The following is a 12,806-nucleotide window of genomic DNA, read 5'->3' as shown; positions in this document are numbered from 1 at the left end:
ACGGGACCGGCCAAAGCACAAGCCATCCGGCCCGATGACAGAAACAGAACATCTGGGGAGATGATCATGCACACCGCCTTGATGAGCACGGTTGCGTGCCTGGCTTTGGTTCCGGGGCTGGCCTTTGCCCAAAGCGACGCGCCATCGGGGGGCGCGGCCGCCGGCAGTCCGCAATTGACCGAAATCATCGTCACCGCGCAGCGGCGCGAGGAAAACCTGCAGCGCGCCGCCGTGGCCGTCGATGTGGTGACCGGCGCCGATCTGGTCGCCGCAGGCACCACCAACGCCAGTCTGCTGAGCGACCATGTGCCCGCCCTGACGGTGGAGCCCAGCAGCACCGGCAATCTGATCTTCCTGCGCGGCGTCGGCAATTTCACCGTCGTGCCCACCAGCGACCCGGCCATCGCCTACAATTACGACAATGTCTATGTCGGCCGCCCCACCTCGACCACGGGCGCCTTCTTCGACCTGTCGCGCGTCGAGGTGCTCAAGGGCCCGCAAGGCACGCTCTATGGCCGCAATGCGACCGGCGGCGCGATCAACGTCAACCCCGAGCATCCGCATTATGGCGAGACTTCGGGCTATGCCACCGCCAGCTACGGCAATTACAACGCCTTCAACGCCGAAGGGGCGATCAATCTGGCGATGGGGCAGGATGGCGCGGCCCGCCTGTCCGGCACGATCACTCGCCGCGACGGCTATCTGAAAGACGGCACCTTTGACGATCGCACCGAAGGCCTGCGCTTCCAGATGGCGGGCAGGCTGACCGACCGGCTGACCGCGCGGATCGGCATCGATTATGCGCATAATGGCGGTTATGGTTACAGCGTCAGCTACACCGGCAAATATGTGCTCAACCCCGCCACAGCCAGGTACAGTTTCGTCCCTTCCAACATTCCTGTCGATCAGGGGCTGTATACGCCAGCGTCCCAGGCCTTTCGCCAGGGCACCTATGTCGGGCTTTCGGGGCGCACTCTGGGCGCGCTGACCCCGATGCCCTATCAGAACAACCACTTCTACGGCGCCAATGCCGAGATCACCTGGAAAACCGATGCCGGCACACTGACCTTCATCCCGGCATGGCGCGATTCGAAGCTGGACTATTCCGCCGATGCCGCCGCCTTCTTCTACAAGACGCGCGAGGATGACTCGCAATACAGCGGAGAATTGCGCTTCAACGGCAACCGTATCGACATCTTCTCCTATACGCTGGGCATGCTCTACTACCATGAGACCGAAGACTATCATGCCGATGTCAATGTCTTTGCTCAGTCTTCATGGACCGATCAGCGGATCAACACCGCCTCATGGGCGCCCTTCGGTCGCCTGACCGCCAATCTGACCGACACATTGCGCCTTGTCGGCGGTATTCGTTACACCCATGACCACAAGGATTTCGTCAGCAACGGCGTCACCGGGGTGATCGTCTGCCGGGCCCCGGCCACGGTCGGCTGCCCCACGGCGCCGCTGTTCCCCCTTGTCGACGATCCCTCGCAACTGCCCTTCGCCTTCCCGCCGCAGGGCGTGCCCGCAGCGCCTCTGGGCACCAGCGGTGCCATCGTGACCCGCACCGACAGCAGCTACAATTCGCAACTCACCAACCAGCGCGTCACATGGCGCGGCGCGGTGGAGTATGATCTGACCCGCCATTCCCTGCTCTATGCCAGCGTGGAGACCGGCTATCGCTCGGGTGGCTTTGCGGCGGCGGTCGGCCATACGACCTATCAGCCCGAAACCATCACCGCCTACACGCTGGGCAGCAAGAACCGTTTCTTCGGCAACCGCCTGCAGTTGAACATCGAGGGCTTCCTCTGGAATTATCACAATCAGCAGGTCAACCATGTCGGGCTCGACAGCAACGGCAGCAACGCCAATTTCACCGACAACATCGGCAGCTCGAAGATCTACGGCGTCGAGGTGGAAACGCAGGCGCTGGTCACCAAAAACACCCTGCTCAGTGCCGATATCCAGTATCTGCACGCCCGGAACGACTCTTTTGTCTACACCACGGGCGCTTCGGCAGCGCCGGTCACGGGCTGCCCCTATACGCTGAGCGGGCCGGTCTATGTCATCAACTGCTCGGGCTTTGCCGCCAACAATGCGCCGCGCTGGACGATGAATCTGGGGGCGCAGCAGACCATCCCGGTCGGCGACTACAAGGTCGTGATGGGGGTCGATACGCAGTATAAGAGCGGCCGCTTCATCAACTTCTCCTATGTCAGCGATGGCGGGGGCTACGTCGATCATAGCTGGCAGACCAATGCCCAGATCTCCTTCGGGCCCGCCAATGGCCGGTGGTCTGCTGCGGCTTTTGTGCGCAACATCGAGGACAATCGCGTGCCCACCTTCCAGTCGCCCGCGCCGCTCATCAATCTGACGGTGGTGGGCACGACTCCGCCGCGCACCTTCGGCGGCCGCGTTTCGGTCAAATTCTAGATCCCCCCTGCGAGAGGAGACGTCCCCATGAGCACATTGCAAGTCCCCGGCGCCGAGCTCTATTTCGAAACCGTCGGCGATGGGCCGCTGATCGTGTTCATCCCCGGCGCGCAAGGCTGCGCCATGGTGTTTCAAGCCCTTGCGCAGCAGTTGCGGGACCGGTTCACCGTGCTGATCTACGACCGCCGGGGCTTTTCCCGCAGCATGCTCGAGGGCGAGCAGGATTATGCCCAAAGGCTGGAGACCGATGCCGACGATGTCGCCCGCCTCATCGAGCATACCGGCAAGGGCCGCGCCACTATTCTGGGCAGCAGCTCGGGCGCCATCGTCGCGCTGACCGTGCTGGCACGCCACCCCGAGGTGGTCGAGACGCTGATCGCGCATGAGCCGCCCGCCTCGCACCATCACCCAAAGGGTGACGCGCTGATCGCCGAAAATCTTGCCATTTACGATCTCTACAAGGCGCAAGGCATCGGCGCGGCAATGCAGCGCTTTATGCGCGTCTGGATGCAGACGCCGACCTCGGATCATCAGGTCTTTGCGCAGACCATGTCGGGCACGCCCGCGCCCCAGATCGTGAAGAACATGACCTATTGGTTCGAACATGAAATGCGCCACTATCCGCCGGTGCAGCTCGATATGGCGGCGCTGAAGCTGGAAGCAGCCCGGCTGGTGATCGGCGTGGGCGAGGAAATGCAGGACCCGGCCAACCCCACCACCCCCATCGCCCACGCCCTGTCGGACAAGCTGGAGGCCCCGCTGCGGATCTTCCCCGGCGCCCATCTGGGCTATGCGGTGAAGCCCGAGGCCTTTGCCCAAACCCTGAACCACCTGCTGGACGAACGCGCGGCGGTGGCTGGCTGACCCCCGATCAAAGGAAACATATATGGCCAACATCAAAGGCCTCTGGCTGCATGCGGCCAGCATGGCCCTCGCCCTGGGCACGGCTTCGGCGGCCTGCGCGCAGCGCATCGTGCTCGACAATGCCACCATCGTCGACACGCGCAGCGGCAAGCTGACCGCGCATCGTGCGGTGGTGGTGGAAGGCAGCCGGATCGCCAGCATCGCCGAAGCCGGAAAGGTCAAAGCCGCCCCCGGCGACCGGCTGATCGACGCCAGGGGCAAGTTTATCGTCCCCGGTTACAATGACATGCATGCCCATCCGCTCAATCCGGGCGACACGGTCAACCAGCTCCAGATGATGCTGGCGATGGGCATCACCGGCTTCCGCCAGATGAGCGGCTCGCCCGAGCTGCTGGCCGCGCGCAAGGCGGGCACGCTGATGCCGAAGCTGGCGCCCACCTTGCTGGTGACGCCCGGATCGCTGCTGGTCGGCCCCAATGCCGCCACGCCCGAGATGGCCGCCGCCGAGGTGCATCGCCAGAAAGCGCAGGGCGCCGATTTCATCAAGGCGATCAGCCTGCCGCCCGCCGTGCTGTTTGCCGCCCATGCCGCCGCCAAGGCCGATGGCTTGACGGTCACCGGCCACCTCCTGCCCCTGGTGGACCCGCGTGAGGCCGCCGAGCATGGCATGGACGGCATCGAGCATCTGGGCCCCGGCGATGCGCTGCTGCTGGGCTGTTCCTCGCAGGAAAGCGCCTTGCGCGCGGCCATCGTGCCGCCGCGCCCGGTCGTTGCACCGCCCGAGGCCCCCAAAACCGGCGCCGGCACCCCGCCGCCCGGCGTGCCCGGCGCGATCGGGCTGGCCAATCCGCTGGCCTTCACGCCGCTGCCCGCGATCCTGGCCTATGCCAGAGTGCTCGACAGCTATGATGCGGGCAAATGCGGCGCTCTGGCAGACACGCTGGCGGCGCGCGGCATCTGGCAGACACCAACGCTGATCCGGGTGCGCACCATGGAGTTAGGCGATGACCCGGCCTATGTGAACAGTCCCGAGCTGCGCTATGTCATCGGCTCGGACCGGGCCGTCTGGCATGCGGCGGGCGAGCGCTACACATCGGTGATGACCGAGCCCGCGCGCGCCGTGCTGAGCCGCCTGTTCACCGTGCAACTGGCGCTGACCAAACTGTTCTACGACCATCATGTGCCGATGATGGCGGGCGACGACACGGGCGGCGCGGGCTGGGTCGTGCCCGGCTATGGCCTGCATCAGGAGTTCGATCTGCTGGCTCAGGCCGGACTGCCGCCGCTGGCGATCCTGCAGATGACCACGCTCAACCCCGCCCGCTACCTCCACCGCGAGGCCAGCATGGGCACGGTGGAGACCGGCAAGACCGCCGATCTTCTGCTGCTCGATGCCGATCCGCTGGCCAGCGCCGCCAATCTGCACCGGATCTCCGGCCTTATCCACGATGGCCGCTATTTCACCGCCACCGACCTCGCCGGGCTCCGACAGAAGGTTGCCGATCGCGAACAGTGATGCGCGGGGGGCGTCGCCTGTCCGCTCCCCCCGCCCGGAAAGCGCTTGCTAAAGGGCATCAGGCGTCGGGCTGACCAGCGTGACCTGCTCCGGCAGGACCGGATCGTCATCACCGGGCGCCCGCGGCGTGATGAATTTTGCCAGACGCGGGCGCAGACGCATTTCGAGATTGTCGATCAGCTCATAGACCACCGGCACCATCACCAGCGACAGCATCGTCGAGCTGATCAGCCCGCCGATCACCGCAATGGCCATGGGCTGGCGGAACGTCGATCCCTCGCCGATGCCCAGAGCCGTGGGCAGCATGCCGGCCGCCATGGCCACGGTGGTCATCACGATCGGGCGGGCACGTTCGCGGCAGGCGTTCATGATGGCCTCACGCTGGGGCTGCCCGGCGCGCTCGTCCTCGATGGCGAATTCGACCAGCAGGATCGAATTCTTGGCCGCCAGCCCCAGCAGCATCAACATGCCGATCAGCACCGGCAAGGTGATCGCGATGCCCGTCACCTTGAGCGCCACAAAGGCCCCCAGCATGGTCAGCGGCAGGGCCGAGAGAATGGTGACCGGCTTGAAGAAGCTGTGGAACAGCATCACCAGCACGAAATAGATCATCAGAATGCCCGAGGCCATCGCCCCCACGATGCCGCCGAACAGATCGGCCAGCGCCTCGCTGTCGCCGGTGCGGGCCTCATGCACGCCTGCGGGCAGGTGATGCATGGCGGGCAGGGTCGCCACCTCGTTCAGGGCCTGGCCGATGGTGGTGCCGTTAAGATCGGCCTGCACCGACACGCGCCGCTCGCGGTCATAGCGCTGGATCTGGCCGGGGCCGGACGCGATCGACAGCTCGGCCACCGTGCGCAGCGGAGTCATCTTGCCGTCCAGCGTGGGCACCTGCAGATTGCCGATCTGGTCGAGATCGGCGCGGGCGTCACGCGGCAGACGCACCCGGATCGACAGGCGCTGTTGAATCGTCGGGAATTTGGCGACATTGGCGTCGATATCGCCAATCGTCGCGATCCGCGCCACCTGCGCAATCGCCTGCGACGACACATTCAACCGAGCCGCCGCATCGGGCAGTGGCCGGATGATGAGTTCGGGCGCGGAGGGCGGCGGCGCGGGGCGCGGGTCCAATGTGGTCTTCATGCCCTGCATGTCGCGCAGCAGGGCAGACTGCGCGCGCGCCAGAGCGTCACCATCGCGCCCGGCCAGCACCACTTCCACGCCCGCCGCGCCAAAACCGCCCTGATTGTTCAGCCGCACTTCGGGCACCTGCCGCAACAGGCCGGTGATCGAGCGCTGGAACTCATCGGTGGTCATCGAACGGTCGTGCTTCAGCACGATGCTCAGCGTGCCGGTCTGCAGATCGGAGGAACCGCCGCCCCCGCCGGGCCCGCCGCCCGAACTGGTGGACCCCACTTGCGCAAAGACCCGCTCCACATCGGGCAGCTTGCGCAACCGCGCGGTCACGTCGCGCACGGCGCGGTCCATGGTCTCATGATTGGAGCCCGCGGTGCCCTGCATCGAGAGGTAGAAATAGCCCGGATCGCCCGTCGGCTGGAACCCCACCGGCAGGGTGGCGGCAATCCCCAGCGCGCCCACGAACACCAGAATGCCGATCCCCACCGTCGTCTTGGGCCGGGCCAGCGCCCAGTCCAGCACCTTGGGATAGGCCCCGCGCAACTGATGCGGCGGCGTGCTGTGGGTGGAAGGCTTGAGAAAGTAGGCCGCCATCAGCGGGGTGACGAAACGCGCCACCAGCAGCGAAAAGAGCACCGCCACCGCCACCGTCAGGCCGAATTCGCGGAAGAACTGCCCCGATTGGCCGCCCATGAAGGACACGGGCGCAAAGACCACGATGATCGTCGCCGTCGTCGCCACCACGGCAAGGCCGATGGCGTCCGCGCCGATCAGCGAGGCGCGATAGGGGCTCGCCCCGCCCTCGATGCGCTTCTGGATGTTCTCGATTTCCACGATGGCATCGTCGACCAGAATGCCGATCACCAGGGTCAGACCCAGCAGGGTGATGACGTTGAGGCTGAAACCGAAGATCACCATCGCGCCAAAGGTCGGCACCAGCGACAGCGGCATCGCCAAGGCCGCGATCACCGTCGCGCGCCAGTCGCGCAGGAACAGGAACACCACCAGCGCCGCCAGCACCATGCCCTCGATCAGCACATGCACCGTCGCCAGATAGGAGGCCCGCGTGTCCGACACGGTGGAGACCACCTTGCTGATCGCGATCCCCTTGTTCTGCCCGTTCAGCGTGGCGATGGCGCGGTCGACGCCGTCTTCGACCGACACGTCGCTGGCCGCCGTGGTCTTGCTGACCTGAAAGGCGATGGCGGGGTGGCCGTCGAGCCGGGCAAAGCCGCGTTCCTCGGCATGGCTGTCGGTGATGGTGGCCAGATCGCCCAGCCGCACATATTGCGTGGCGCTCAGCGGGATGGTGAGATTGCGCAACTGCTCCATCGTCGCCGAGGAGCCCAGCACGCGGATGGTCTGCTCACGCCCGCCCGCTTCGGAGCGGCCGCCGGTGTCGTCGCGGTGGAACTGGGCCAGCGCGGTGTTGATCGCATAGGCCGTGACGCCATGGGCGGTCATGCGGTCGGGATCGAGGGTGATGTTGATTTCCCGGCTGACGCCGCCGATCCGCTTCACCTGCGCCACGCCGCGCTGCGCCTGCAAGGCGCGCGCCACCGTATCGTCCACGAACCATGACAGATCGACCGCGCTCACCCCCGGCGCGCTGACCGCATAGGTCAGGATGGGCGCCGAAGACATATCGACCCGCGTCACGCTGGGCGCATCGATGCCCTGCGGCAGGGTGGCGCGGGTGCGCTCGACGGCGGTGCGCACATCCTCCACCGCCTTTTGCATATCGGTGCCGATTTCGAACTCGGCCGAGGTGCTGGAAGCCCCCAGCGTGACGGTCGAGCTGGTGTGACGCAGGCCCGCAATACCGGTCAGCGCATCCTCGATGGGGCGGGTGATCTGCTGCTCCATCTCGCTGGGCGCGGCGCCCTGCTGGGTGACGGAGACCGAGACGACGGGGAATTCCACATTGGGAAAACGCTTGATCGGCAGCAGCAGATAGGACCAGATCCCCGCCAGCGTCAGCGCGATCATGATGACGGCCACGGGAATGGGATGGCGGATCGCCCAGGCGGAAATCTTCATGAAATCAACGCCCCTTCTGCGCCACGGGCTGGACCTTCTCGCCGTCCAGCACGAAGTCCTGCGATCCGGTCAGCACACGCACACCGGCCTGCGGTCCCTGGGTCAGTTCGATCATGCCGCCGCCGCGCCGCCCGGTCTTGACGGCCACACGGCGGACCTTGTCGCCCGCCTCGATCACCGTCACCGAGGCGCCATTGCCGTCATAGGAGACCGCCGCCTCCGGCACGGCCAACACCGGCACCGGGGGCCCGGCCATTTCGGCGCGGGCATAACCGCCGGGACGGATCTCGCGATCCACCGGCAGCAGGATGCGCGCACGGCCCAGCCGCGTCTGCGCATCGACCTGCGCGGCGACGAGGCGCACCGTGCCCTCCACCCAGCGGCCCGAGGCAAGGCGCACCCGCGCATGATCGCCCGGATGGACGGCGCCCAGCAGCTCCTCGGGAATTTCGGCATCCAGTTCGCTGCGGTCATCGCGTGCCAGCGTGAACATCACCGTCGAGGGCGAGGCCACGTCACCGGGCCGCACCGTGCGGGTCAGCACCCGCCCCGCCACCGGCGCGCGCACCACCATCAGCCCCTGCCTCACCAATTGGGCGGACAATTGCGCCTGCGACTGGTCGACCTGTGCCTGTGCCGTGCGCGCGGCAAGGCGGCGCTGGGCGATGGCTTCGTCCGACAGCACGCCGGTATGGTCGAGCGCCGAGACGCGCGAGGCCTCCTGATTGGCCTTTTCGGCGGCCACACGCGACTGGGCGACGGCGGCCCGATTCTGCGCGATATCGGAACGCAGCAGCGTCTCATCGAGATAGGCCAGCGGTTGCCCGGCCTGCACCAGCGCATCCTGATCGACCGCCACCCGCGCCACCAGATAGCCCGAAAGCTGGCTCGACACCGCCGCTTCCTCACGCGCGACAAGGCGGCCCGACACATCGATGCCGGTGCCCAGCGGTTGGCGGACCACGGCGGCGAAGGGCACCGCGCGCGGCGTATCGGCGCCGGGCGGCGGCGCCTCGGCCTTGTGGCAGGCGGCAAGAGCGATAAGGGCGACAAGAAAGAGCGGACGGGCGGTCATGGTCTGTGATCCGGAAAAGATGTCACGGGATGGTTCGGGTCGAGCGGGGTCCAGCCGCCGCCCAGCGCGCGGAAGACATTGACCCCGTCGCTCAGCGTGGTGGCGCGCAGCATCGAGAGCGCATTGCGGCTGGAGCGCCATGTGCGCTCGGCGGTGAGCAGCGCGGTGAGATCGACGACACCGGCGCGATAACCGGCGTTCTGGCCGTCGAAGGCGTGGCGGGCGCGCGCCTCCGCCTCGATCAGCAGGCCAAGGCGTGCGCGGTCGGCGGCATAGGTGGCCAACTGGTTCTGCGCCTCGCCAAAGCCGGTCTGCACCGCCTTTTCATAGGCGATGGCGGCCTGCTCGGCGCGGGCGCGCTGGGCGCGCACCTCGCCCAGCAGGCGGGCGCGGTCGAACACCGGCATGGCCACGCCGGCGGCCAGTGACCACAGCGAGGTGGTGTAACCCGCCGGGCCGGCAATGGCGCTGATGCTGGTGGAGGCCTGCAGGTTGATCTTGGGCAACAGGGCCAGCGAATCCAGCCGCAGCGTGCCCATGGCCGAGCGCAACCGGGCCTCGGCCTGCATCACATCGGGGCGGCGCACCAGCAGCGTGGCGGGCGTGGTCTGCGGCACATCGGGCGGCGGCCCCAGCGCGCCATCCACCGGCAGGCTTTCGGGCGCGGCCCCGGCCCGGCCCAGCAGCACCAGCAAGGTCTGGCGCGAGACGGCCAGTTGCGCCTCAAGCTGGACGACATTGGCCTGCGCCGTGGCGCGGTCGGCGATCAGGCTGTCGGCATCGACATCGGCGCCGATCCCCGCCCTGGCCTTGCGCACGCCGATCTCGGCCAGTTCACGCGCCACACGCAGACTGTCACGCGCCTCGGCCAGTTGCAGCGAGAGGCCGCGCGCTTCGAACAGATTGGAGGCCACCTGCGCGGTCAGGCTCTGCAAGGCGGCATGATAGGTGAAGGTCGCCGTCACCAGATCGGCATCGGCGGCCTGACGCGCCGCCCCCCGGCGACCGAACAGATCAAGCTCCCATGAGGGCGAAAAGCTGCCCGCCGTGGTGGTGGTCTGCCCCGAGGGCGCCATCTGGAACGCGCTGTTGCCGCTGATCGAGGTCTGGCCGCGCGTGATCGAGCCCGAGGCATTGCCCTGCACATCATAGGCCAGCAAGGCCTTCGAGCGCGTCGCCCGCGCCTCATCCAGCACGGCCAGCGCCGAGCGCGCATCGGGGGCATGGGCCAGCGCCTCATCCTCCAACGCGGTCAGTTGGGAATCGGAGAACAGCAGCCACCAGCGGTCCAGCGCCTGCGCCGCGGCAGGCTGGGCATCCTGCCCGCGCGTGTCGGCGGTGAAGCGCTCGGGCAGGCGCAGATCGGGCCGGGACACCGAGGTCGCCGCGCAACCGGCCAGTAGCAGGGCAGGCAGAAGCAGGGCCGGCAGCGTCAGGGAAAGGGAATGGCGTCGCATGATGGCCGCTTATGCCAGCCGGATCGGCGCTTGCGGGTCAGGACTTCGCAAGTGAAGTGTAAGGATTGTGTAAATCGGGCGGGACAGCGCCCTTGCAAACCGTCACAAGGCAGCCATGAACACGCCTGCCTTCAACATTCTGCTGGTCGATGACGATGCCGCCCTCACCCAGATGCTCGCCGAATATCTGGAGGGGGAAGGCTTTGCCTGCCGCGCCGTGCACACCCTGCCCGATGGACGCGAGGCGGCGCTCTCGGGCCATTATGACGCGGTGATCCTCGATGTGATGCTGCCGGGGGGCAATGGCATCGACCTGCTGCGCGCGATAAGGGGGACGAGCGACGTGCCCGTCATCATGCTGACCGCCAAGAGCAACGACACCGAACGCGTCATCGGGCTGGAGCTGGGCGCGGATGATTATGTCGCCAAACCCTATTTCCCGCCCGAACTGGTGGCGCGGCTGCGCGCCGTGCTGCGCCGCCCGGCGCGGCGGGCGGCCAGCGGCGACCATCTGCGGCTCGGCGCTCTGGCGCTGGATGCCGCGCGGCGCTGGGCCGGGTGGGAGGGCATGGCCCTGGAACTGACCGCGACCGAGTTCAACCTGCTGGAAATCCTGCTGCGCGGGGGCGAGCGCGTCTCGACCAAGGACGAGCTGTCGCTGCGCCTGCTGGGACGGCGGCGGGAAAGCTATGACCGCTCGATCGACGTTCATATTTCCAATCTGCGGCAAAAGCTGGAACGCGCCAGCCGCGAACGCCTGCGCATCGCCACGGTGCGCGGCATCGGCTGGCGGCTGGAGGTGGCACCATGAAGGGCAGGCTGTTCTGGAAGATCTTCACCGCCTTTTGCTGCGTCTTTTTCGGGCAATTGGGTGTGCTGTGGACGCTGTTCATCGTCATCGAACGCCACCATCCCTATTGGGCCAACGATCTGGAGCGCTATGCCGCCCCGCGTCTGGAACAGATGGCCGCCGCCATCATCACCCATGAGGGCCCCCAGGCCATCCCGGTCGCTCTGACCGGGGGCGCCAATCCCACGCTGGTCGTGGCCGCCGATGGCGCTGCGCCTCCCCCCGGCGCCCAGGCCACCACCGCGCAGGCGACCGCGCCCGATGGCCGCCATTGGCGCATCTTTTACCGCCTGCCACGCAAATTCAACAAGGGCGGCATCACCCCGCCGCTGATCTTCTACATCAGCGGCATCCTGTCGGGCCTGATCTTCGCGGCCATTCTGGGCCTCTATCTCGCGCTGCCGATCCGGGCCCTGCGTGAGGGGCTGGAGCGCTTTGCGCGCGGCGATCTGGGGGTGCGTCTGGCCGCGCGCATGGGGCGCCGCCGCGACGAGATCGCGGATCTCGCCCGCGATTTCGACGGCATGGCCGAAAAGGTCGAGCAGCTTGTGCTGTCGCGCAGCCAGCTCATCGATGACATGTCGCATGAATTGCGATCGCCGCTCGCCCGCCTGCAACTGGCCATCGCCCTGGCCCGGCAAAAGCCCGAGGGCGCGGTGACCGCCCTCGACCGCATCGAGCAGGAAGCGCGGCGGCTGGATGCGATGGCCGGCAGTCTGCTCACCCTGTCGCGGCTGGAAAGCGCCAGCGCTCCGCTGGAGCATTTCGTCCATCTGCGTTCGCTGATCGAAGACATTCTGGCCGACGTCCGCTTTGAAAGCGAAGCGAAAAATGTGCGGATCGACCTCTTTTGCCACGCCAGCATGCCGGAGGGCTTTCACGCAGATGTCGCGGGCGATGCCGAATTGCTGCGACGTGCTTTCGAAAATGTGTTGCGCAATGCGCTGCGTTTCTCACCCCGGAACGGCACGATCCGGGTCACCCTGTCCGAGGAAGCCGACCGGATCGTTGTCCAGATCGAGGATGAGGGGCCCGGCGTGCCTCCCGAGCAGCTTTCGCGCCTGTTCGAGCCCTTCCATCGGGGCGAGGGCGAGACGGGTGGCTTCGGGCTGGGTCTGGCCATCGCCAGGCGCGCGGTGGTCGTCCATGACGGGATGATCGTCCTGAAAAACCGGCTGCCTGTCGGCTTCCAGGTGGGCATCACCCTGCCGGCGCGCTGGGAAGAGGCGGCGCCCGAGGGAGAGTCCGAGCACAACAGCCAGGATGTTCCGCCGGGCACGCACAGCGCGCGCCCGGCCTGAGCGGCTATTTGGAAATTCGGCGAAGCCGAATTTGCGACACCAAGCCTCTCCCCCGCCCGGCCACCCACAGGATACGACCGATGGGTGGCCGGGGGGGGGGGAGGGCTGGTGCTGCTCAGGAAAATGCGCT

The 12,806-nt window shown here is 67.0% G+C and carries 8 protein-coding genes; 5 read left to right on the top strand and 3 right to left on the bottom strand.

The window, feature by feature from the left end:
• The first annotated feature begins 66 nt into the window (after positions 1-66).
• From ABDW49_RS21300 to ABDW49_RS21290, 3 genes are read left to right on the top strand one after another with little or no spacing between them, the layout of a single operon-like run.
• On the top strand, positions 67-2,436 hold the full coding sequence (locus ABDW49_RS21300) for a TonB-dependent receptor (RefSeq protein WP_343615040.1): 2,370 nt from the start codon (positions 67-69) through the stop codon (positions 2,434-2,436).
• Between the two features lie 27 nt (positions 2,437-2,463).
• Complete coding sequence (locus tag ABDW49_RS21295) at positions 2,464-3,300, top strand: alpha/beta hydrolase (protein ID WP_343615038.1); 837 nt, start codon at positions 2,464-2,466, stop codon at positions 3,298-3,300.
• Positions 3,301-3,322: 22 nt separating this feature from the next.
• Positions 3,323-4,816, top strand: coding sequence for an amidohydrolase family protein (locus ABDW49_RS21290; protein WP_343615036.1), 1,494 nt, complete (start codon positions 3,323-3,325; stop codon positions 4,814-4,816).
• Between the two features lie 48 nt (positions 4,817-4,864).
• Here ABDW49_RS21290 and ABDW49_RS21285 read toward each other — a convergent pair whose 3' ends face one another.
• From ABDW49_RS21285 to ABDW49_RS21275, 3 genes are read right to left on the bottom strand one after another with little or no spacing between them, the layout of a single operon-like run.
• Positions 4,865-7,993, bottom strand: coding sequence for an efflux RND transporter permease subunit (locus ABDW49_RS21285; RefSeq protein ID WP_343615034.1), 3,129 nt, complete (start codon positions 7,991-7,993; stop codon positions 4,865-4,867).
• Between the two features lie 4 nt (positions 7,994-7,997).
• Complete coding sequence (locus ABDW49_RS21280; protein WP_343615032.1) at positions 7,998-9,068, bottom strand: efflux RND transporter periplasmic adaptor subunit; 1,071 nt, start codon at positions 9,066-9,068, stop codon at positions 7,998-8,000.
• On the bottom strand, positions 9,065-10,525 hold the full coding sequence (locus ABDW49_RS21275; protein WP_343615030.1) for a TolC family protein: 1,461 nt from the start codon (positions 10,523-10,525) through the stop codon (positions 9,065-9,067). Before ABDW49_RS21275 ends, ABDW49_RS21280 begins: the two co-directional genes overlap by 4 nt.
• Positions 10,526-10,640: 115 nt before the next feature.
• Between ABDW49_RS21275 and ABDW49_RS21270 the strand changes: the two genes are divergently transcribed.
• Positions 10,641-11,336, top strand: a complete 696-nt coding sequence (locus ABDW49_RS21270) for a response regulator transcription factor (RefSeq protein ID WP_343615028.1) — start codon at positions 10,641-10,643, stop codon at positions 11,334-11,336.
• Complete coding sequence (locus ABDW49_RS21265) at positions 11,333-12,676, top strand: ATP-binding protein (RefSeq protein WP_343615026.1); 1,344 nt, start codon at positions 11,333-11,335, stop codon at positions 12,674-12,676. Before ABDW49_RS21270 ends, ABDW49_RS21265 begins: the two co-directional genes overlap by 4 nt.
• The last annotated feature ends 130 nt before the right edge of the window (positions 12,677-12,806 follow it).

The sequence above is a fragment of the Novosphingobium sp. genome (assembly GCF_039595395.1).
Classification (GTDB): Bacteria; Pseudomonadota; Alphaproteobacteria; order Sphingomonadales; family Sphingomonadaceae; genus Novosphingobium.
This window is presented reverse-complemented; position numbering and strand designations above follow the sequence as displayed.